The organism is Cytobacillus sp. IB215316, assembly GCF_033963865.1.
In the GTDB taxonomy this organism is placed as follows: Bacteria; Bacillota; Bacilli; order Bacillales; family SM2101; genus Nanhaiella; species Nanhaiella sioensis.
The window spans coordinates 160,559-183,742 of record NZ_JAXBMC010000003.1; the positions used below are offsets into that span (position 1 = coordinate 160,559).

Consider the following 23,184-nt stretch of genomic DNA (forward strand, 5'->3'; position numbering starts at 1 on the left):
TAGAGTGCATTTTAAAATGAAAGGTAGCTTAAATTGTAGTTTTCAATTACTAAAGTATAGTAGAGATATTTAATAGAGATTATTAATTAAGGGGCAGGACAGGATGGATTATAAGATTGTTTTTCTAGATGTGGATGGGACAATTACGCATCATGATGATGGAAGTATTCCAGATTCTACCAGAGCTGCGATTCAAGCATTAATTAACCGAGGAATAAAGGTTGTTGCAGCCACGGGTAGACCGTTATCAATGTGTGAGGAAATAGAAGAATTAGGTATAGATACATTTATTACAGCAAACGGAGGTTACGTAAAACATAATAAAAATGTCATCTATAAAGTACCTATGGATAAAGATATAATTCGAGAAGTCATGGAATTTTCTAATTTAGAAAACAATGGATTGTCATTCTATACAGAAGAATTTAGTATGAATGGTGTCATGGATAGAAAGATTTTAAGTGCTTTGAAGGAAACTTTGTCATTGGATGAGTATCCTACAACTAATTCATTGATTTATGAACAAGAGGTTTATTTAATGTGCCTTTTTGCTGATGATGACACAGTTGAAAAGTATATTCAAACATTCCCTTATCTATCATTTAAAAGATGGCACCCGTTTGTTTTAAATGTTTTAAACGAGGAAGTATCAAAGTCTCTAGCCATTTTAAAAACCTTAGAGTATTTTGATATAGACAAATCAGAGGCTATTGCCTTTGGTGACGGAGAGAATGATATCGATATGCTGGAGTTAGTAGGACTTGGTATAGCAATGGGAAATGGTAGTGAAAAGTTAAAGAATACTGCAGATTTTATTACGAAAAAATCCAGTGATGATGGTATTAGCTATGCACTCAAGCAATATAGCATAATTTAAATTTATTTTACTAATAGGACCTTTTGTAGGGAACGATAAATTAAACGACCATATGGCGCAAATCTGAAAGATAGATATGCGCCTTTGTCATTTGCTAATGGATACTTTTTATAAATGGATATTTTTCTCATGAATACCTTGCATTGCAAGTTAATTATACATATACTAAATATATACCTTGTAAAACAAGATAATAAGAATGGTGGAACGATAATGTCACAAACACAAATGCTGAAAGGGATCTTAGATGGTTGTCTATTGGCAATTATACATGGCAAAGAATGCTATGGATATGAGATGGCTGAACGGTTAAGTGAGTATGGATTTGGTGCAGTAAGTGAAGGAACAATCTATCCTTTGTTAATGAGAATGCAGCGTGAAGGTCTCGTAACCTCTGTACGTAAAAGTTCAACAGCAGGCCCAAAAAGAAAGTACTATTCACTTACAGAAAAAGGAATTAATGCTTTGAATGATTTTTTAAGTAGATGGAGTCAACTTGAGAAAAGTGTTAATGCAGTTATTAAACAAGAAACAAAAAGGAAAGGTTGAGACAATGAAACGACATCAACTATCTGATAAAAGTAAGGAATTTATTGATGATTTAAGGTTGTACTTATTTTCAAGTGGAAAAAATGATAGTGAAATTAATGAAATTGCTGAAGAGCTTGAAGTTCATCTTATTGAAGCTGAAAAGCATGGTAAGTCAATTGATCAAATAGTGGGGGGTTCACCCAAAGAATATATGAAAAATATTTCAAATGAGATGAAAACCGATTATAAGTTGTGGGCGAAATATGTTCCCCTCATTGTTATTAGTACATTGTCACTTTCTATCTTAGGGGATTTATTTCAAGGTACATTAAGTTATAGTCTATTGCAAATCGTAGGAACGATTTTGTTTAGTTTGATGTTCGCTGGAGGAATTTTTATAACTTTTCGCTATACTGCTAGCAATCAAGTTTCAAAGTTAACAGAATTTCTTATTTTGTTACTTCCAATTATTATTACCTTAACATTCTTTGTAGGCTTAATGGTAGTCGATACATTTTATAAAACCCCAACTATCAACTTTGATTGGTTAGGTAGTCTAGTTATTGGCTTAATTGTTCTGACTTTTTTAGTTTTATTTTCAATTTGGGCAAAGACTCCTGTTATGTTTGTTATTTTGATAGCACTTCATCTACCGACATTTATATTATCGCTCACTACATATAGCGAAGATGTACGGTTGGTTATTGGGATGGTTATAACATATTTCATAATAGGAATCTATTTGTTCTTGGAATTTAAGAAACTAAAGAGAAAAAGAATGACAGATGCTAAATAAAACTATATTCATAGTTGATAATGGGAGCTTTCATTGAGTGAAGCTGAATATTTATGTTAATAAAATCTTACATCAAAAGACATGTTCCTAGAAGAGGCATGTCTTTATTAATGCTTATTTTTCATAGTTTCAATTTCGTACTAAAAGTGGGGAGATTCCACAACTCTTTGACGAGAGGCTACTTTCTAAAATCAGAGTCGTTAAAAGAGCATCAATGAATATTATTAGCATAGTTGTTGGGAATAAGATATTTTACTCACCTTATGGATATCTTTTCTTTAAATGAGTGAAACTTTATAAGAAAAACCTACGTCTTCTAATGTAAGAAAAATAATTGGTAGTTATTTGGAATATATGAACTTAGCTCAAGCTAGTTTTCCAATGTTTCTTCTACTAAAAAATGAATACGTGTGAAACATAATTTCGTTATGTGAAGGAGAGTTGAATATGGAGAATAAGAACAATGAAGAGGATGGAGCAAAATCAGATAAGGAGACTAAGAAAGAACGTGATACAGTTTCTATTGAATGGGGAAAATTCTTTAAAGACCTTGATCATACCCTCGAATCAAATGGCTGGAAAGGAAGAAAGCCACAAAGGGACGATGAATAAGATAGTTGTATTAAGAAACAAATAAGTACACACATGGAGTTCATGAATCATATCATACACATCAGTTTTAAAATGTATGTTGAAAAGGCAATAAAGCTATTAAAAAGAGCCATTAATAAACATACAGTGCACTGAAACAATAGTTTGAACCAACGTAATACTAGTTATAATACTAATTACTTAAAAAAGTTAGGTGATTTCTTATCAAAAAGGTATTATCTTCTGTATTAATAATTTCTATAGTAATAATAATGACAGGTTGTAACGTATTGGATAATACAAATACACCATCAGATGATGCTAAGTCCGATGATTTAAATAGTAATAAGCAGCCCGTTAAGTTAACTGAATTTACAACATCTGAAAGTAAAGACCCTTTAACAAAACTGATCGAATTTGAAAATAACAATGGCTATATAGTCTTAATAAAAGATGCTAATTCAGTACAATTAGTAGTAGATGTTTATAACTTAGAAAAAGGAAAATACACGGTAGCAATAGTAGACAATCATGACAATGGAGTCTTGGTTGGAGAAGGTAATGTAAGTATGAAATATGGACAATTAATAGATGATGTAACTTTTACACCTAGTAATTCACATAAGCTACGTTTGTGGACTGTTCATCCTACAAGGTTATTTGAGAAAGGTGAACCTATGAAATTAGTAATTAAAAACTCTAACGGTAAAGAAATAATTAATGAAGAACTTATGATTAAAGAGGAATAACCCTGGCCTAATAAGGTCAGGGTAAGTGAGTATTAAAATCAGTCATTAAACTAGAGTAGGAAGAAGTTCAAGGTGGAACTTATGATATATATTACTTTTTTATGGGGTTACATGCTGTCTTATCTTTTATGAAAACAATTCTAAAATAGGCTATATTAAGGTGAGTAAGTACTGAATTCAGTCCTTACTCACCGCTAGATTCCTCTCATCAGAGGAGTAAAATATAATTATTACAAACTATCAAAATGTTTTCGTACAATAGTACGCTAGATGATCTTGTTTTATCTCGAGTGGTTTTAATCTCCCTCAATACTCATTGCTTGAAGGGAGAGGTATTCTCGTCTTCTAATCTTATGGTTTCTTGTAATACATATGTTTGCTTACGTTTACGTACTAAGCTCATCATTCCTGCAATTAAGAATAGCAAAGCTGTTAAATAACCTAAGATTTCATCCAATAAAGATGCTACTAATGTTATGAAGATAATTGGTACCGCAGCAATAATTAACGACGTCCCAGCTAGTAGTGGCTTCTTATTTCCTCTCAGGCTTAAGACGGCAATTAGACCTAACATCAGACTAATTAAACCGGCTACCATAACGAGCCATACTGTACTAGCCATGCTTTCAATAAAATCAGTTATATTAGTTACTGCCATATCAGGATAATCTAAAGCTAGCTCACCCTCCAATTCACTTAAAAATTCTTCGTTTTTTAAATAATATATCATTCCGGCTCCAATAATAGCTATTAATGCACTTAAGGTGGATGCTATCCCTGAAATAATAATTTCTCCTGTTCTCTTCAAAGTAACATCTCCCTTTCTACGTTGATTATGTGAATATATTACCATAATTATGTTGATTTATTATAGTTTGTAAAATATGATAAAATTATTGTTGGAATATTAAGAATATTACAATGCCGGAGAATACTATATTGACCTTATATTGGAGTTTGTCTGAATATGATGATCCAACTTAATACGATATAGGGAATATAGAGGATTGACCCATATAACAGAGGATTTGACCCGTAAACATAGAGATTTGACCCGTAAACATAGTGATTTGACCCATATAACAGAGGATTTGACCCGTAAACATAGTGTTTTGACCTATATAACAGAGGATTTGACCCGTAAACATAGAGATTTGACCCATATAACAGAGGATTTGACCCGTAAATGTTGCCTTACTACTATTGTTAATGAAGAAAAAATGCTACGGCCAGAATTGAGTCTGTGCTGAGTGAATTTTTACTATTTACATATGAGGTCATAATGATTGTTGAAAGTATGATGGAATACTTTAGCTTTTTAACAAAACAATGACTAGTATTACTATTCCACCTATTATAAATATTGAAATAGGGAGAAGTATAGCAAGAGATAATGGCCAACTCCAACTTTGAATTTCTGCAACAATAAATAATATGATTCCAATACCAATCAGTATCTTCCCAGGCATGGAACGATTTTTAGAAGGTAATTCTTTAGTTATCCACCAAGCGAAAACAACAATGAAAAAGGGTACTCCAATAAAGAATAAACTTTGTACCAACATTATTTTTCTCCACCCCTTTACAATATTCTTATAAAAATTTGCTCTTTATCTTATCATTAGCATACAGGTTATACGACCTTGATTTTTCATTAATAGCTCTAGCTACTAATAATACTAGATAATTATTAATATATATATGAAGAATTTCTTAAGATTTCTAAACCTATATTTTTACATGGCTTATGTGACAACTAACCTTAATCCATAATGATTATTGAGTCGATAAATTCTTGTTCTAGAAATGAATAAGTGGGGAGCCAGGAGCACGACCAATGGATCATGCTATTGTTACCAAATTTGAAGCGAAACATGAGGTTTTAACGTTTGTCATCGTTTTAGAAAATAAAAGCTACCACAAATTTTAGTGTGTATTTGTTTTTAACTTTGTAGGTAAACAACCGAATATAGCCATGTTAATAAGCTGTCGATATAGAAAAGGTGTTTCCCCAGGATCATATATAGTAGAGTCTCCATATGATTAACAGATATTTAAGCTTGATTTGCTTATAAGATTTTTTTCACTACTATGTTTAACTGCTTGGGAAGGTAAAATCTAAAACAAGTGTGATAATAGAAGGGAGTTAATAATGACTAATTCCATCTTATCTACGAAACTCAATATCCCAATAATGAGGCGAGAGTTAGTTATACGAGACCGTTTAATTAAGCAGCTAAACGATGGGATGTATCGGCATTTGACTCTCATATCAGCTCATGCAGGTTTTGGGAAAACGACATTAGTGAGCGAATGGCTTGCCAACTGTAATTGTGCTGTAGCTTGGCTGTCGTTAGAAGAGGGAGATAATAATCCTCACTCTTTTCTCTCTTATATTATTGCGGCAATACAGACAATAGAGGAAGATCTAGGTGATGAACTTTTGAGTTTACTCGGATCTCCCCAGCCACCCAAATTGGAGGATATCTTAACTTCTCTTCTCAATGAAATCACTTTAATTCCATATAATTTTATTCTCGTACTTGATGACTATCATACGATCCATACACAACCTATAAACGAAGCTATGACATTCTTTTTAGAAAACATGCCTCCACAGATGCATTTAGTAATTACAACTCGTGAAGACCCTAAACTTCCTTTGGCACGTTTACGAGCAAAAGATCAGCTGACGGAAATACGCAACTCAGACTTACGTTTTACCAGCTCTGAAGCTGCTAGCTTCCTTAATCAAGTGATGAATTTGAAGCTGTCAAAAAACAATATCGATAACCTAGTAACGAAAACGGAGGGATGGATTACTGGCCTTCAATTGGCTGGGATTTCCATGGGCGGACATGATGACCCATCAAGCTTTATAAAATCATTTACAGGAAATCACTCTTTCATAGTGGACTATTTAGTAGAAGAGGTTCTTAAACAACAGTCAGTATATATCCAGAATTTTTTATTGCAAACATCAATTTTAGATCGTTTATGTGGCTCATTATGTGATGCAATCATGCAAGATACATTTCTTAAAGGGCAGCAATCACTTGAGTTTATAGAAAAATCGAATCTGTTTATTATTCCTTTGGATAATGAGCGTCGCTGGTATCGGTATCACCACCTATTTGCAGAGTTGTTAAAACAAAAATTGTTGCATAGCAGTGATGATACCTTAGTGAGCAATGGCATAGATATTGCGCAATTACATATACGCGCAAGTATTTGGTATGAAAAAAATAACTACGAGATTGAGGCATTTCAACATGCTACAGCTGCTGGTGATGTAGAACGAGCTGAACGTATATTGTTGGGAAATGGGATCCCCCTTCACTTTCGTGGAGCTGTTGTCCCTGTTATGAAATGGCTTGAAACATTAACAACAGACACATTGGATGCTCATCCTACATTATGGGTTATATATGCTTCAGTACTCTCTATGTCTGCTCAATATAATGAGGTTGAACCCAAATTACTCGCTGCTGAAAGGGCCTTGCATGGACTTGAGAAAAATATGAAAACTCGGAACCTTATAGGGCATATTGCTGCCATACGTGCGCTGCTAGCTACAGCCCAAAATAATGTGGACGGGATTATTTCCGAGTCTCTTATTGCACTAGAGAATCTAAGCCCAAGTAATTTAGCGGTGCGAACTGCAACTACTTGGAAGCTAGGTATAGCCTATGAACTACAAGGTGACAATACCAAAGCGAAACAAGCATATTCAGAAGCTATTGCTACTAGTAATGCGTCTGGAAATAGAATAATTGAAATATTATCCACAATCGCGCTAGGGAACTTACAAGTAAAAGAAAACCTGCTCATGCAAGCATGTAAAACATACGAGCAAGCTCTAAAAATGAAGGATGAAACGCCGTCATCATATTTGTATCCTGTATATATTGGTTTAGCCCGTATTTATTACGAATGGAACGATTTAGATGTAGCCATTGAATATATAGAGAAAAGTAAACAACTAGCGAAATATATAGAAAATTACAATCAAATCATTACGTGTAACCTTCTATATGTCCAAACATTGCTTGCGAAAAAGGATCTTGAGAGCGCAACTAGCATCTTAAATGAAATAAAACAGTTTGCTTTTCAGTATGACTTAGAAGATCGGATGTCAGAAGTCAGTGAGACAGAGGTACTTTTATTGTTAAATCAGGGAAAGGTTCATGCTGCACGTAAATTAGCTGAAACATACAAACTCCCCCATAGTCAGGCAAGAGTATATCTTTCTCAAGGAGACATCGCTAAAGCTCAGCATGAGTTACACACTTACTACCAAGAGGTAAAGCAAAATGGCATGAGAGAAAAAATGTTGAAGTTGAAGGTTTTACAGGCAGTAGTTTCTTATTTAGATGGTGAAACAGACGAAGCATTACAATTGTTAACAGACCATCTATTAGAAGCAAGCTCTGGTCGCTTTGTTCGAACTTTCCTTGATGAAGGGGAGCATATGGAACAATTATTGATTAAAGCATATGCTAATGGAATTATGCCAGAGTATATAGACCTTTTACTACAAGCATTCAAACTTGATTATGTAGCACAACAAAATATGACTCAACCCCAGCTCCTATTTGATGCTTTAAGCGAACGTGAGCTTGAGGTTTTACAGCTAATAGGGCAGGGGTTTTCAAACAAAGAAATTAGTAAAAAACTATTCATAGCATTAGACACTGTGAAAGGACATAATCGAAGGATTTTTGAAAAGCTTCAGGTTAGAAGACGCACTGAGGCTGTAGCCAAAGCACGTGAGATGGGGTTGCTGTAGAATCCTATTCGCTTGTCGCTTAAATATCTTACACCTACATATTGAAAAACAACACTAAAGTGTCTATGGATTTAAAAAAAATGGAAGTAAAATAACATACAGGCTTCTAAGACTCTGCTTTAAATAACTGAGAAAAATGTTCATAAGGAAGATAACATCATAATTGAGGAAGATATGGAAATTTTGTAAACTGCCAACCTCAGTTCACAAAAAGGAACTAATAGAACTAATGAAGAGGCTATTTGTAGGTTTTTCATAACCTAGACAGCCGGTAGTCGTCTTGTATTCTCTTGAGTCGTTAAATGAGTAGGTAAAAATAATAGCTAATTTAACAAAAGATGAAAGGAGAACAAATTAATGAAAACATACAGAATGACTGCAGTGATCGTGGGTGTCCTCTACATTATCGGAACAGCATCAGGAATTTTAAGTAAGTTAGTTACAGGTGATCTACTTGCTGGGGAGGATTTTTTAAGCAAAATTGCTGCCAATCCTTATCAGCTTAACCTAGGCGCATTTTTTATTCTCATGATGGGACTTTCTTTAGCGGCGATGCCTGTGTTCTTATACCCACTCTTCAAAAAAAAGAATGAAGCCCTGGCACTAGGAATGGTCGTTTTCCGAGGACCATTAGAGGGAAGTGTATATATCCTAGCTGTAGTCAGTTGGCTCCTGCTAGGCGTGTTCAGCAAAGAATTCACAGCGGCTGGAGCAGAGGAGGCATCTTTACAGGTAATTGGTAATGTCCTGCTTCAGGCAAATGACATCATGAGTCCCGTTACGACTATTGTTTTTATCATCGGGGCAATGCTGCTGTACACCCTCTTCTATCTCACCAAACTTATCCCTCGTTGGTTGACCGTCTGGGGTTTGATCGGAGCGGTTATCTATCTGGCTGTCGACTTATTAAAGTTATTTGGGCTAAGCCTTAACTTAGAAATGTTGTATGCTCCGTTGGGTGTACAAGAGATGGTAATGGCACTTTGGTTGATTATCAAGGGATTCAACCTAGCGGCACTTGATGAGTTGCTGACTGCTAAGCACAGCAAATAAATGCCAATTATCATTTCATATGAACGATAGGTAATATATGAAAAGCTTGACGTGAGTTTATTTCGACCTAATTGCTTTAAATAAGCTTCTTTTAGAAATTTGTTGCTCTTTCACTAAAACTCGAGTAACTGAGATGTACTATATGATTTTTGAAGATACCGATGTGTATATTTTTTTAGTACGAAAACAACCTAGTACAAAAAGCATTATCTGAACGGAAGAAATAGGTTGATAAGCAGTGATGATAATTGTAAGGAGGAGATACTAATAAAAGCGATTACATGCATTAAATACGGTCCACCTGAAGTTCTTCAGCTTAAAGAAGTGGAAAAACCGATTCCAAAAAACAATGAAGTACTCGTGAAAATACACGCAACTGCAGTAACTGCAAGTGATTGTGTAATTAGAGGTTTTAACATGCCTGGCAACCCTAGCTTTCCTAAAAAGCAAATCATGGAACTGATGATGAGAATATTTCTTGGGTTTTCAAAACCAAGAAATCCTATAATCGGACTCGTATTCTCAGGGGTCGTAGAATCAGTAGGTAACGATGTTGAGCTATTCAATAAAGGTGATCAAGTATATGGATTTACAGGTAATAGCCGTGGAACATATGCTGAGTACAAATGTGTATCTGCGAAAGAAATTGAGCAAGGGGAATTGGTGCTAAAACCGAAAAATATAAGTCATAAAGAAGCGGCAGCGATAGTTTATGGTGGTGCTCTGGCAATGCACTTTATGCAAGATGGTGATATCCAAGATGGAAAGAAAGTGCTTATTTATGGCGCTTCAGGAGCAATAGGGACGACTGCGGTGCAATTAGCAAAACAATTAGGTGCTGAAGTCACTGCGGTATGCAGCTCAACAAATAGAGAATTAGTGAAATCTCTAGGTGCAGACAAAGTAATCGATTACACTAAAGAGGATTCATTAAACCAATTAGAACTTTATGATTTTATCCTTGATGCTGTTGGAAAAAACAAAAGCTCGAAACTAAAAAGGCAATGTGAAACAGCACTTAGTAATAATGGAAAATACGTGTCAGTAGATGATGGATTTTTAAAGATACATCCACAGTATCTTATTAAACTCAACGAGTTAATTGAAGCAGGACATGTTAAGGCAGTCATAGACAGAAATTATCCATTAGAAGAGATTGTTGAAGCACATAAATACGTAGATCAAGGTCACAAAAAGGGGAATGTAGTCATAACTGTATAATATTTTGCGAATAAGGATGTTTAATAACCATACTACCCCAATAACTGAAGCTAGAACTGACCTTTTATAGCAGCTAATTCAAATTTGACTTACCGCACTGTTTTAAAAGCCAGTTGATCAGGAATAAATATGATGAACATGCTACTTTAAGTGAAAAAGACAATGACAAGTATATATTGATAAAAAATTTGTTAGTTAATTTAAAGAGAAAAATAAGGATAGTTTATTAAAATGGCGCCTCTTTCCAAAAGAAGGCGTCATTTTTATGACTTGGAGCACGTATACTACATAGCTATTGTTGATCGAGCTACTCGTTTTAGCAATATCGTTTTCTTCTTCTACTATTTCACCTCGTTTCACAGCCCTTAAAATGCCAAGTAATGAATGCTAATAACTAATTATTAGTAAAGACTTAAGAAATTCTTCACTATTATGTATCGGGGTTCTTAAGAATCACTTAGTAATATTAGTATCAAATAAATGGTCGGTTGATATTTTGCAATATAGAAATTTAAAAAGAATGTATCAACCTTCCTACAATAGAGACATCTAGGTCCTAAATATAACATGGGTCTGTTATAAGAGAAAATGAATTGGAGGTATCCTTATGATTGAAGTGAAAAATGTCATAAAAAAATATGGTAGAAAGCGTGTATTAAAGGATGTGTCTTTTACTGCTAAAAAAGGGGAGGTTACTTGTTTAATTGGTATTAATGGTGTAGGTAAAACTACCATTATGAAATCGATTATGGGATTAATGCCTATAGATAGTGGTGAAATCCTCATTGATGGTGAAAGGCTCCATAAAGGGAGCTATGAGAAAATCACCTTTATTCCAGATTCAATAACGATGTTACCACATATGAAAATACATGAAGCCTTTACATTCATGGCTGATTTTTACGATTGCTGGAATCAACAACGTGCCACAGAGCTGCTTCAATTCTTTAAATTAAATGAAGCTGACAGAATCTCAGATTTATCGAAAGGAAATACAGCAAAAATGAATCTTCTACTAGGATTAGCGATGGATGTTGAGTATATCCTAATGGACGAGCCTTTTTCAGGTATTGATGTGTTTAGTCGTGAAGAAATTGCAAATGTGTTTACTAGTGAATTAATAAAAGATCGTGGCGTCATCATCACCACACATGAAATAAACGATATTGATCATTTAATAGATAAAGTTGTTTTACTAGAAAATGGAGAAGTTTTAAAAGAGTTCGATACAGAAGAAGTGAGAAAGAGCCACGGGAAATCAATCATCGATGTGATGAGAGAGGTGTATTTAGTATGAAACGTTATATGAAGTTAATTGATTTTGAGTTTAATCGTTTTATAAAATTATATGTTGTATTAATGGGGCTAACGTTCTTTTCACAAATGGTCGGGGTCATTTTTCAATCAAGAAGGTATGTAAATCGAGCTAATGAACAAATATATGGAAATTTCATTCCAATGGATGTGTTTTTGCAAGAGAATGGAACGATGTCCTTTCTAAATATTTCAGAAACGCTATTTTTTAAGGCACCGATATTATTTGCTATCGTTACGTTAATACTATGTGTGTTTTTTATATGGTACCGTGATTGGTTCGGTAAAAATACATTTAGTTATCGTTTATTAGCGTTACCAACTGCACGTATTAATCTTTATTTAGCAAAGGCGACAACGATTCTACTATTAATATTAGGTCTCGTAGCCTTCCAGTTATTATTGTTACTCATTGAAGGTCAAGTTTTCCAATGGATGGTCCCTCATGAGTTTCGTACCGATTTAACTTTCATTGAAATTACAACTCAAGACACATTACTAAAAAATTTAATTCCAACAACTTTCACTGAATTTCTACTTTATTACGGAAGTGGCATGACATTTGTATTTATTGCTTTTACCGTTATTTTGTTTGAACGATCTTATCATTTAAAAGGGGTGTTCTATGGCATTATCTATAGTGGTTTATGTCTTTTCATTTTGTTGGCTCCTTTATTAATAAATAAACTTGTTTTAAACGATTATTTGTATCTCAAGGAACTATTTTTTGTGGAACTAGGAATTGGAGGAATTATCTTAGTTGGAAGTATTTTGATCGGACATTTCCTTTTAAAGAAAAAAATTATGGTTTGATAGGAGGCCAAAACTAATGAAACGATTTGGAAAAACAATTTTGCTTTGTATTGTTACTGTAATAATAATAGGAACTTTTTATCTGCAATCTAGTATAGCTGCAACAGAAAATAAACTACTTGAATGGAAAAAAGTAAGTGGAAATGAGGATGCAGTAAAAAATATAGAAATATTGGCAGGCGGTTATACAAAAGAAACGCGTGAATATCACAACTTGCAAATTACAAATAAGAATACAATTAATCGAAATAACACGCCGTCTCTGCTTGAACAATTGTCAGAGAGCTGGATACACCCCATTATTTTGGAATGGAGAGAACAGTACAACAATTTTATGCGTAGTAAAAATTCAATTAACTTAAATCACTATTATGAAGATGATAACGTACTAGTTTATGTCGGTGATATTTGGGATTATCAATCTCGATCCAATATTTCATTTAATATTGATATTCTTATTAAAAAATCTGAAGAAGTTACCTCAATCCAGTTGAAGTTACCAAACAAAGAAAGTTATGATTTCCTAGACGTAAGAGAGGTTCAATTAATTAATGGCATAGCTAAGGTCTTTGCAAGTGGTCAGCGGAAAGATGGAGGAGAGGATTTAACGGTTTACACGTTTGATATAGATGAGCAAGAGTTCATGAATAGTGAATTACTACTTTCTACACCGATTATACCAAGTACAATAACCAATTTCTATGCAACCATAACGATAATGAATGATTTAAAATCTGTTGAACCTCAAAAATATCTTTTAATGAAAGCAGATGCTACGATTTATAGTGAAAATGGTGAGACGGTACAATATGACGATGGTTCAGGTTCAAATCCTAATGAACTTGTTATATACAACATAGAGACAAATCAATCCAAATCATTGACTATACCAGATGAAATGTTAATATCTTCTAATTCATCTACAATTGTTGGTTCAACGCTATTCTTTCCATCTCAACAAGAAGATGAATTTGGAGTCATTATGTATGATATAGAAAAGGAAGAATGGGGCGATAAAATAACTTTCGATTTTCTTAATGAACAAACTGGTTATGATATAAAATATCAGTTAATAAATGGAAAAATAAATATACTCCACTCAACAACTAATGGTTATGCCCTTTATGTTAGTGATTTATCCTCAGGGGAATTATTATATGAAGGAGAACTTACAAGTGAAAAGTATGATCAATTGGGTATTCAAAGTTTAAGTTAATGATTTAAAGCAGCCCAATAATGGATTATTTGGGGCTGCTTGTCTTTATTACATTGATGAGAGATTTTATCTTAACAAAATAATATTCTTAGTAGAGATTAATGAGCGAAACAGTAATTTCTTAGTTGGAAAACTAAGCGAAAACAACCAAAGATCAAGAAGGGAATGTACTTATATGTATTTAAAGTTTCCACGCACCTTTTAACAATTTGATACCTTCTATAATCTCAGCTTCAGATAAGCCTCCATAACCTAGTATTACTTTAGACTCTTCATGCTTTGTAGATTCGTCGTAATATGTTGATAAAGGATATACTTTTACACCAACCTCTAGAGCTGAAGTAACTAGCTCTTCCTCTACCATTTCGTTACTAACTTCTAGAATAATATGTAACCCTGATTTTTCGCCAATGATATTTACTTGATTCCCAAAATCATTAGTAATAGATGTTATTAACGTATTTTGTTTCTTCCGGTATAATGTTCTCATTTTATTTAAGTGACTGTCCCAATACCCTTCTTTCATAAATCGAAATAATGTATCTTGATGTAACCTTGAAGCTGCTTGTTTATAAATAGAGAAATACTCTTTATACCGTTCTATTAGATGTGGAGGTAATATCATATAGCTTATACGAATAGATGGAATTAACGATTTTGAAAAACTTCCTAAATATATTACATTGTCATACTTATCGAGTCCTTGTAATGATGGAATTGTTTTTCCTTTGTATCGAAATTCACCATCATAGTCATCCTCAATGATATAGGCCTTGTTTTCATGAGCCCATTTTAATAAATCAATCCTGCGTGAAATAGGCATAACCATTCCAAGCGGAAACTGATGGGATGGAGTAACGTAAACAACACTCGCTCCGCTTTGTCTTAGCGATTGCATATTAATTCCGTCTTCATCAACAGGAATTGCAGCTGTCTTATTTACTTGATTTTTTATAACAGCCATTGTTCCATTAAATCCAGGATTTTCGAATGCAAATACATGGTTTATTCCTATTATTGTGCATAATTGACTTATTAATTGCTGTGTGCCAGCTCCAATCACTACTTGGTCCGCGGAACATCTAACGCCTCTGGATGCAAAAAGATGTTTTACGATAAGCTCTCGAAGTGATATTTCTCCTTGCGGGTGCCCAAAATTAAAAAGTTCTCCTTGGTCTTCATATAATGACTGGATAGTTAACTTTCTCCATAATGTATACGGGAACTTTTCTAAATCTACTCTTCCGAGGTTGTAATCGACTTTAATGTTTGTACTTTCTACTTTCCTATTATTGGTTTGTAGTGGGTGAGGATGATGATGAGATAAAAATATGCTGTTATCTAAATCCGTTACAAAGTATCCTTTTCTTTGTATGCTTCTTACATAGCCCTCAGCACATAACTGATCGTATGAGGCCTGAATGGTGTTAAGGCTAATACCTAGATGTTGTGATAACTTTCGTTTAGACGGGAGCTTTTCTTTTGGTCGAATACTTCCGGCTATGATTTCTTTTTTAATATAGTTAGTCAATTGAATATAAATAGGTTTTTCACTCTTAGTATTTAATATGGGTGTTAATTCAATCAATGTGAATTCCTCCATTTATTCCTGGTACCATTCATTTTATGAAAACTGATACTTTTAATTATATCAATCTATGGTTAAATATGAATAACAAGCGATAGGAGTTAGTTGAACTTTATTGAAAACAAATGTAAATAATCAAGATGAATTTTTATAACGTACATAGGAATCATTCAACATAATGTATGGTCAACTAATTATTGTAATTGTGCATGTTATTCAAACTTATGATATGAAGTACAACTTGTTAATAAATTAGAAGGGGAGTTTGTTATGAAATATAGACCATTAGGTAATACAGGTATTCGTGTATCGGAAGTTGGGTTTGGCTCATGGCAACTTGGAAATAGGAAGGATTGGGGAGGAATGAATGATGACCAAGCAATTAAGCTAGTTCATGAAGCTATTAATCAAGGCTGTAATTTCTTTGATACGGCACCTAACTATGGATTAGGAAAAAGTGAAGAGCTGTTAGGAAAAGCATTAGTTAGTAAAAGAGACCAAGTGATTATTAATACAAAATTTGGCCATCATTCAAACAATACTCAAAATTTTGATGTGAGCTTATTACGTCGATTCGATATTATTGCATAATCCTCCGGTTCAATTTCTTAATGGAGAAAGTCCTCATTATGAATTACTAGAGCGTTTAAAAGAAGAAGGAAAAATTCGTGCATATGGTGCTTCGGTGGATTCAAGTGTTGAATTATTCGAATTACTAGAAAGCACAAATAGTCAAGTGATTGAAGTCATGTATAACATCTTCCATCAGGAGCCTGCTAAAGCATTTCAATTAGCAAAAGATAAGGGTGTTGGCCTTATTATTAAAGTCCCGCTAGATTCTGGTTGGCTTTCTGGTAAATATAATGCACATAGTACATTTGAAGGTGTGCGTAGTCGTTGGTCGAAAGAACAAATTGAAACAAGAGCAAAATTATTGTCTAAGCTACGTTATCTTACAAACGATGGGTCAACGATGGCGCAAACTGCTTTACGGTATATTTTAGCTTGTCAGGAAGTCTCGACGGTTATTCCAGGAACGAAAAATATTCAACAGCTATATGAAAATAATTCAGCTACAGAAAAGGCAATGTCAATAGATATGGTCAAACAAATACAACGGTTTTGGGAAAAGGAATTGCAAAATCAGCCGTTACCATGGTAGACATTCTTATTTGATAGCTTTATATTGCTCTTTAATTTTTATAGTTTATCTTGTTGATTCAAGCTATTATTGAAAATGTTTGCTTACTAATTTTGTGAATTTAACAAAATTGAAAGAATACTAGGTTGAGGGGAAATGTAACATGGCAGTGTGGGAAAGGTGGGTACCAATTGAAGGAATTCCTTCAAAAATATATAATTCGGCACTTATAGATAATAAGGAAGGACTGACGTTAACATTTATTGATGAATATGACGAGACAGAGATAACGATGACATTTGATGTAGGTGTATTGTCTTATTCAAATACTGAAGAAGGCTCATTAATTAAAATGCTATATTCACTATATAACAATTATGACGAAAGATTTTATAGTGAGTGGTCTCTATTCAAATTAGGTGATTCGGAATATTTAAGTTGGTTTCTTGAAGAGAATGGTGGTTTATACGACACTATTAATATTAGCCATTACGTATTTCTTACACCAAATGATGTAATAGAAGTGTTGTCAAAATATCCACCTACTATAGCATTAACAAAGCTTGTTTAAGGCTCTTTTCGTAATATAGAAGATAAAACTGTCGTTTTATACAAGACAAAATGCCCCGAATATTAGTTGTATACATGTATATTTCTTCGCACGAAAAACAACAATCTAAACGAAAGCAGCTTATGACGAAAAGCAAGAATTAATGCGAGAACAGCCTTGTTTAGAAATGTAGGTGGTTTATTTTTTGATAATCTCATATGGTAGCCCAAGTAAAATAGCTTGTTAGGAAATTCTACTATAGAAAAAATTGAGATTAGTTTACCTGACAACTAAGTTAAAACTTATTAATCTATTGATAGCACTTTTCTTTTTAAATAATCATGAACGACAGTGCTCATTAACTTTGGGAACTGCATCCACATATAGGCGTGCTTAGACCCTTCAATATGCTTAATTTCACTTTTTTCTACTAATGTAGAAAATTTTATCATTATTTCTCTAGCCGTTAAGTTGTGCCACTCATCATCACTCGGTAACATGAGAATAGGGCATTTAACTTTCTTATAATATTCTTCAAACTTAACATCCCAATAATGTTGAATATATTCCTGTCTTGCGAGCAGTGGAAAACAGTTAGTAAAGTACCCGTCTTCAGTTTTTGACATATTATGTTTAACAAAATTTAAGAAATGTTCGTTCCATATACCTTGTTTTTTAAAGTCATCTTTCATTGCATTAACGAAATCATCCTTTGTGTTGAAAGCTGGTCTTGTAAAATTCATTAAATCTATACGTCTTTTGTCAATTGTTTCTGTTATTATTTCTTCACTATCATTTATTAAGCCATAAGGTCCAAATTCATTGTATAAAGCCCCTTCACATATAATTGATTTGACCATGTCCGGATATGATGAAGCAAAGCTTAAAGCAATTTCTGCACCTAATGAGCTGCCTACAATATGACACCTCTTAACCCCTAATTCTTTTAATAACAAATACATATCTTCTGCCATATCATCAATATGGTAACCCTCTTTCGGACTATCTGACTTCCCATGATCTCTTATATCTGGAACAATTAAATTATAATGATTTGTAAAATGTGGGATAAGGCTATCCCACATATGGGAATTCCCAGAGCTAAAATGTAAAAAAAGAATCGTTTCTCCTCCAGGAATTGAATATCTGACATTGATATTGACCCTATTCTTTAGCGTGAATAATTGTTCAATCAATTTTGCTTCCCTCCTAAGCTGTTTCAATATTCCTTTATTAAGAGTGATTACTGTAGACTTACTAATTCAAAATTGATTATAGCAAAGCAACTCTGACATATACTTGTCAGGGTTGTTAATGTGTTTTTACATTGACCCTTTTCGTAAACGTTGTTGTTATTTATAAAATTACCAAAATAAAAAAGAAGTCTTATGTCATTGTCATCATATATAGAAGAGAAGATGCCCCGAAACAATAGTTGTATCCATGTATAGTTATTAGTAAGAACAACAACTATACATGCGAAAACAGCCTTTACTTACAAAGGCATTATTGTGCATAATACAGTATTCAATAGGAGATATGTAAACAGAACAATTAATTACATTGGTATTTATGATTCACTCAAGGAAATAGATATAATCACTGGGTTATAGGATAAAAAATACATAATTAGTTCAATATTAAAAATATATCAATTTTTTTTGATATATAACTTGCAATATATTTTCACGTGGGATATAGTATTAATTAATCAAATAATTTTGATTTATAAAGAAATGAAGAAACATTTGAGCAAGAAACGAATGGATGTTCATTTCATGAACAATTTAAACACTTGAGATTTTGTGTAACATTTTTTTAAAATGCTGACATAACCAAACAAGAAATAGAAATTTATTATCTTTAAATTTAAGTTGTCAGATTCGTTCTACTTGTTGTTCACTTTTTTTGATCTATACATCAAAAAAAGTTGATATATATTATTCATTAGGAGGTAACAAAGTATGAAAATTCATGTTGGTTTAAATGTAACAAATTTAGACGCTTCGATTGATTTTTATGCGAAGTTATTCGGAACAAACCCAGCAAAGGTCAAACCTAACTATGCGAAATTCTTGCTAGAAGAGCCAGGATTAAATTTCACATTAAGGCCTGTAGATAGTGTAGTAGGAAATCACATTAATCATTTCGGCTTTCAAGTGTCTAGACCAGAAGAGTTAATAAAGCATAAAGAAAGATTGGAAACTCAAGGGTTCTTCTCTAGAGATGAGAAAGATACAACATGTTGTTACGCTAGGCAAGATAAATTTTGGATCACTGACCCAGATGGCCATGAATGGGAATTCTTTTTCACCAAAGAAGACACTGAGGAAGACACTATTAATAATAATTGCTGTGCTTAATATGAAAAGGGAGGGAGAAATACTTATGAATGATTATGAGTATGAACAAATGATGAAAGAACAAATGCGCAAACTGGATTTGATTAACAGAGAGGCATGGAAATATGAGCCCTTTTATCGATCAAAGATGTCTATCTCAATCAAATCCCTCTATTCTAAATTAACTAGAAAATTATTTCGAAAACAACAACCTGTACCTTGCTGCATAAGCTAACTATATTGAAACTGCCAAAGATCAGTTGAAAAGCCTGATCTTTGGCAGTTTTGTTTCATAATTTTATTGGCTTCCTTGATTCATTTGGGCTAAATCATGCATAACGTCAGCGGCAACATCAGCCAATAGCTCTGAAATGTGAATTTCTCGAGATGTTTGTGCGCCATGTTTTAATACTTTGCCTATCAAATATTGTGTTTTATCTTCACCAGCACGTTCGATAAACATTTTGCGTTCAAGGTCGATGGCTGCTTGTTCATCTTTAAGTGCTAAATCAACAATATCCTTTATCATGTCTATATTGCGATGATCAAGGAAAGTTAATGGAGGTACAACTTGTTGTAGCATTTCTTCAATAGAATCTGATGGAATATGACGTGTAATTAGACCAAAACGCTCGGCAGTAGGAGCATCCATATCTGCACTCGTCAAGAGGAATTCTAAAGCTCTTGTACGGCCTAATCGTCGTGCAGCTTGTACGCTTCCTTGTCCACCTGGAGGTATGTTTGTACTTAACTCGGGTTGAGCGAACACTGCATTTTCAGTTCCATATACTATATCGCAAGCCATAACAAGTTCATTTCCACCACCTCGTGCTGCACCGTCAACTATTGCAATCGTAATTGCACGCATGTTCTTAACGTCCTCAATTAATTGCATAAAATTTTCCGTTCCTGTTATACCTTCTTCTTTACGATTTATAACAAGCACATCTAAGTGAGCACTGAAGAAATGTTTATTGTTTGAACGGAAGATAACCACTTTATTATGCTCATCCTTATTTAACTCACTTATTATTTGTTGCAATTCAACAATTAGATCATTTGAAAGTAAATTTACTTCACCATGATCTATGAGCAAAGTTGTAAAGCCCTCACCTTTCTGCACAGTTACACTTGTTGTATTCAAAATGCTACCTCCCTTTTTTATTTACTTTAGTTAGTCTTTCTTTCATCAAAGAAAATATTATTTTTTTATTTGAATTATGCAATGTATGAAGCTCTTTAAGAGTACTGATAAATGGCAATAGCACGACTTTTTTTCATATACCTAAAAGCTCTAAAATTATGAATATTTGATAGTAAGATGGGGTTTATCTGAACCCATAAGGTATACATGTATACTGCTTAGAAGAAAAACATCATTTAATGTAAAAGTAGCTTACTGAGTAGATTTTGTAATGTACAAAGAATCTTTCATCATTGTAGAAGCATAATAGAAGGGAAGGATATTACAATATTTAGAAAAGACAATACCTTGTAGCAATAAATATCTTGAAAAATTTTGTATCTGACCTTTTAGAGGTAATATTCTAAAAAACATGCCATTAATAGTACGGTTTGTACATAAAGTGTTAGTAATTGTTAAAGATTATGTGATGACAAACTTACATTTTGGTGCAAATCACAAAAGTATTATCTGGATGTACGAATAACAAATTATACTGCATTTAAATATGGGAAGGGCATATAATAAATCACTGTTAATATCTTTAATTAAAATATCTTGAATTAGAGATAATTTTAGTGTAAACTATTTATGAAAGAAAAGAAAAATTATAAGGAGTGAAGCATCATGAGTTTAAGACCATTAAAAGGCAACCATCATGTTTCTGCCATAACAGCTAATATAAAAGAAAACTATAATTTTTATACAAAAACACTTGGTTTACGTTTAGTAAAAAAAACGATCAACCAAGATGATACTTCTATTTATCATTTATTTTATGCAGATGAAAGAGGAACTCCAGGGACAGATTTGACTTTTTTTGAAATCCCTAATGCTGGAAGAACTTACAAAGGAACCAATAGTATTACCTTAACAGCATTACGTGTTAAGAGTGATGATTCCTTAACCTACTGGAAAGAGAGGTTTGAACATTTAGGTGTAGATCATGATGAAATCTCTCATCATACTGGAAGAGCGACATTAAGCTTTCGTGATGTTGAGGGTCAACGACTGGTTCTTGTATCAGATGAAAATAATAAGGGCGTTCAAGGTGGGAAGCCGTGGGATAAGAGTCCAGTACCAGTCGAGCATGGCATTGTTGGGTTAGGTCCTATTACTTTAACTGTAGCACATGCTGAATCCACTGCAAGATTTTTAACAGATATTCTAGGCTTTCGTGAAACTCGAAGCTTTCCTTCCTATGCAAAGGAACAGGATACAAATATTCGTGTTTTCGAATCAGGTGAAGGAGGTACTGGTGGTGAGGTTCACCTAGAAGAACGAAGTGATCTTCCAATTGAGAGACCAGGAAGAGGAAGTGTTCATCACTTGGCTTTCCGTGTTGAAGATCGAGAAGAATTAACCAAATGGGTGGAGCGGTTGACTGAGAGCAGAGTGGCGAACTCTGGATTCGTTGAGCGATACTATTTTGGCTCCTTATACTTCCGTGAACCGAATGGGATTTTGTTCGAACTTGCAACTGATGGACCCGGATTTGAATCAGATGAGGACTTTGAGACTCTAGGTGAAAAGTTAGCTTTACCACCATTTTTTGAAGGTCAAAGGGAATCTATTGAGAAGAAATTAAAGCCACTTGATACTAAGGAATAAACAGAGGAGAGGGATAACTTGAAACATATATATAAACAGGGAAGCCGACCAGATTTACCAACATTACTTCTCCTTCATGGGACTGGTGGAGATGAAAATGATTTATTACCTCTTGCAGAAATCATTGAACCTAGAGCATCTATATTGAGTGTAAGAGGGAATGTGGATGAAAACGGAATGGCACGTTTTTTCGCGAGACTCCGAGAAGGAGTATTTGATGAGAAGGATCTAGTGTTTCGCACAAGTGAGCTTAATAAATTTATCGATGACAGCGCTAATGAATATGATTTTAAACGAAATAATGTAATTGCGGTTGGTTATTCAAATGGTGCAAACATTGCTGCGAGCCTTATGTACCATCATAAAAATGCGTTAAGAGGCGGTATATTATTTCATGCGATGGTTCCACGACGCGGGATAACACTTCCTCATTTAAATAATCTACCAGTGTTCATCAGTGGTGGTAAACATGACCAATTAATTTCTACTAAGGAAACAAAAGAGCTTGTTAGAAATCTTGAAGAATCACATGGACAAGTTACAGCGTATTGGACAGAAGGAGGGCATGAACTTCGAACGGAAGAGCTTAATGCCGCAAAAATTTGGTTTGAGGAAAATTTTATTTAAACGAAGGCTGTTGATGAAACTCAACAGCCATATTTTTATGGTTTCACATAGCGTTCATAAAAATGTTATTGCCTATATTCTTCGGAAGTGGGCTTTTTTTATGTATGTACAGTAGATTCACTATGTAAGATTAGGAGATTTTTAGCTTGAAGATGGTCAAATAGGTGTAGGAAAAAAATGATTTAATGGTAT

General features: G+C 33.7%; 23 protein-coding genes. 18 read left to right on the forward strand and 5 right to left on the reverse strand.

Annotation, left to right across the window (positions count from 1 at the left end; genetic code table 11):
- Window positions 1–103: 103 nt before the first annotated feature.
- From SLH48_RS07835 to SLH48_RS07855, 5 genes are all read left to right on the forward strand, one after another.
- Complete coding sequence (locus SLH48_RS07835) at window positions 104–877, forward strand: Cof-type HAD-IIB family hydrolase (RefSeq protein WP_320257700.1); 774 nt, start codon at window positions 104–106, stop codon at window positions 875–877.
- A 213-nt stretch (window positions 878–1,090) separates the two neighbouring features.
- Window positions 1,091–1,426 carry a PadR family transcriptional regulator gene (locus SLH48_RS07840; RefSeq protein ID WP_320257701.1) on the forward strand — a complete coding sequence of 112 codons (336 nt, stop codon included), beginning with the start codon at window positions 1,091–1,093 and terminating at the stop codon, window positions 1,424–1,426.
- A 4-nt stretch (window positions 1,427–1,430) separates the two neighbouring features.
- Window positions 1,431–2,204, forward strand: a complete 774-nt coding sequence (locus tag SLH48_RS07845) for a DUF1129 family protein (protein ID WP_320257702.1) — start codon at window positions 1,431–1,433, stop codon at window positions 2,202–2,204.
- Between the two features lie 447 nt (window positions 2,205–2,651).
- The gene (locus SLH48_RS07850; RefSeq protein WP_320257703.1) at window positions 2,652–2,816 is read left to right on the forward strand and encodes a hypothetical protein; all 165 of its coding nucleotides are present in this window, start codon (window positions 2,652–2,654) and stop codon (window positions 2,814–2,816) included.
- 269 nt (window positions 2,817–3,085) lie between these two features.
- Window positions 3,086–3,544 (forward strand): hypothetical protein, encoded by a 459-nt coding sequence (locus SLH48_RS07855; protein WP_320257704.1) that lies wholly within the window; start codon window positions 3,086–3,088, stop codon window positions 3,542–3,544.
- 313 nt (window positions 3,545–3,857) lie between these two features.
- Here the strand turns inward: SLH48_RS07855 and SLH48_RS07860 are convergent, their stop codons facing one another.
- Together SLH48_RS07860 and SLH48_RS07865 are read right to left on the reverse strand one after the other, a co-directional pair.
- Window positions 3,858–4,352, reverse strand: coding sequence for a DUF4064 domain-containing protein (locus SLH48_RS07860; protein ID WP_320257705.1), 495 nt, complete (start codon window positions 4,350–4,352; stop codon window positions 3,858–3,860).
- A 502-nt stretch (window positions 4,353–4,854) separates the two neighbouring features.
- The gene (locus tag SLH48_RS07865; protein ID WP_214481163.1) at window positions 4,855–5,109 is read right to left on the reverse strand and encodes a hypothetical protein; all 255 of its coding nucleotides are present in this window, start codon (window positions 5,107–5,109) and stop codon (window positions 4,855–4,857) included.
- 587 nt (window positions 5,110–5,696) lie between these two features.
- On the opposite strand from SLH48_RS07865, the gene SLH48_RS07870 reads away from it, so the two are divergent.
- The 6 genes from SLH48_RS07870 to SLH48_RS07895 all read left to right on the forward strand — a co-directional run bounded on the left by SLH48_RS07870 (window position 5,697) and on the right by SLH48_RS07895 (window position 13,950).
- Window positions 5,697–8,333 (forward strand): LuxR C-terminal-related transcriptional regulator, encoded by a 2,637-nt coding sequence (locus SLH48_RS07870; RefSeq protein ID WP_320257706.1) that lies wholly within the window; start codon window positions 5,697–5,699, stop codon window positions 8,331–8,333.
- 357 nt (window positions 8,334–8,690) lie between these two features.
- Window positions 8,691–9,386 (forward strand): DUF4386 domain-containing protein, encoded by a 696-nt coding sequence (locus SLH48_RS07875; RefSeq protein ID WP_320257707.1) that lies wholly within the window; start codon window positions 8,691–8,693, stop codon window positions 9,384–9,386.
- 267 nt (window positions 9,387–9,653) lie between these two features.
- Window positions 9,654–10,607, forward strand: a complete 954-nt coding sequence (locus tag SLH48_RS07880) for an NAD(P)-dependent alcohol dehydrogenase (RefSeq protein ID WP_320257879.1) — start codon at window positions 9,654–9,656, stop codon at window positions 10,605–10,607.
- Between the two features lie 607 nt (window positions 10,608–11,214).
- On the forward strand, window positions 11,215–11,904 hold the full coding sequence (locus tag SLH48_RS07885) for an ABC transporter ATP-binding protein (protein WP_320209647.1): 690 nt from the start codon (window positions 11,215–11,217) through the stop codon (window positions 11,902–11,904).
- A complete protein-coding gene (locus tag SLH48_RS07890) occupies window positions 11,901–12,734 on the forward strand; it encodes a hypothetical protein (protein ID WP_320257708.1) in 834 nt (277 codons plus the stop codon). Before SLH48_RS07885 ends, SLH48_RS07890 begins: the two co-directional genes overlap by 4 nt.
- Window positions 12,735–12,750: 16 nt before the next feature.
- Window positions 12,751–13,950: a hypothetical protein gene (locus tag SLH48_RS07895; RefSeq protein ID WP_320257709.1), complete on the forward strand. Its 1,200-nt coding sequence runs from the start codon at window positions 12,751–12,753 to the stop codon at window positions 13,948–13,950.
- A 181-nt stretch (window positions 13,951–14,131) separates the two neighbouring features.
- On the opposite strand, the gene SLH48_RS07900 is transcribed toward SLH48_RS07895, so the two are convergent.
- A complete protein-coding gene (locus SLH48_RS07900; protein ID WP_320257710.1) occupies window positions 14,132–15,538 on the reverse strand; it encodes a PLP-dependent aminotransferase family protein in 1,407 nt (468 codons plus the stop codon).
- A 270-nt stretch (window positions 15,539–15,808) separates the two neighbouring features.
- Here SLH48_RS07900 and SLH48_RS07905 point away from each other — a divergent pair, with 270 nt between their 5' ends.
- The 3 genes from SLH48_RS07905 to SLH48_RS07915 all read left to right on the forward strand — a co-directional run bounded on the left by SLH48_RS07905 (window position 15,809) and on the right by SLH48_RS07915 (window position 17,250).
- Entirely contained in the window at window positions 15,809–16,129 is a 321-nt protein-coding gene (locus tag SLH48_RS07905) for an aldo/keto reductase (RefSeq protein WP_320257711.1), read from the forward strand.
- Entirely contained in the window at window positions 16,122–16,700 is a 579-nt protein-coding gene (locus tag SLH48_RS07910; RefSeq protein ID WP_320257712.1) for an aldo/keto reductase, read from the forward strand. The genes SLH48_RS07905 and SLH48_RS07910 overlap by 8 nt, the downstream gene beginning before the upstream one ends.
- A 142-nt stretch (window positions 16,701–16,842) precedes the next feature.
- Window positions 16,843–17,250, forward strand: a complete 408-nt coding sequence (locus tag SLH48_RS07915; RefSeq protein WP_320257713.1) for a hypothetical protein — start codon at window positions 16,843–16,845, stop codon at window positions 17,248–17,250.
- Window positions 17,251–17,534: 284 nt separating this feature from the next.
- On the opposite strand, the gene SLH48_RS07920 is transcribed toward SLH48_RS07915, so the two are convergent.
- Window positions 17,535–18,425, reverse strand: a complete 891-nt coding sequence (locus tag SLH48_RS07920) for an alpha/beta hydrolase (protein WP_320257714.1) — start codon at window positions 18,423–18,425, stop codon at window positions 17,535–17,537.
- 768 nt (window positions 18,426–19,193) lie between these two features.
- Here SLH48_RS07920 and SLH48_RS07925 point away from each other — a divergent pair.
- Both SLH48_RS07925 and SLH48_RS07930 read left to right on the forward strand, forming a co-directional pair.
- A complete protein-coding gene (locus tag SLH48_RS07925) occupies window positions 19,194–19,592 on the forward strand; it encodes an ArsI/CadI family heavy metal resistance metalloenzyme (protein ID WP_214481153.1) in 399 nt (132 codons plus the stop codon).
- A 25-nt stretch (window positions 19,593–19,617) separates the two neighbouring features.
- A complete protein-coding gene (locus SLH48_RS07930; RefSeq protein ID WP_214481152.1) occupies window positions 19,618–19,806 on the forward strand; it encodes a hypothetical protein in 189 nt (62 codons plus the stop codon).
- Between the two features lie 63 nt (window positions 19,807–19,869).
- On the opposite strand, the gene SLH48_RS07935 is transcribed toward SLH48_RS07930, so the two are convergent.
- Window positions 19,870–20,715 (reverse strand): enoyl-CoA hydratase/isomerase family protein, encoded by an 846-nt coding sequence (locus tag SLH48_RS07935; RefSeq protein ID WP_320257715.1) that lies wholly within the window; start codon window positions 20,713–20,715, stop codon window positions 19,870–19,872.
- Window positions 20,716–21,381: 666 nt separating this feature from the next.
- On the opposite strand from SLH48_RS07935, the gene SLH48_RS07940 reads away from it, so the two are divergent.
- Entirely contained in the window at window positions 21,382–22,365 is a 984-nt protein-coding gene (locus SLH48_RS07940; protein ID WP_320257716.1) for a ring-cleaving dioxygenase, read from the forward strand.
- A gap of 18 nt (window positions 22,366–22,383) precedes the next feature.
- Window positions 22,384–22,992, forward strand: a complete 609-nt coding sequence (locus SLH48_RS07945) for an alpha/beta hydrolase (protein WP_214481149.1) — start codon at window positions 22,384–22,386, stop codon at window positions 22,990–22,992.
- Window positions 22,993–23,184: the final 192 nt, after the last annotated feature.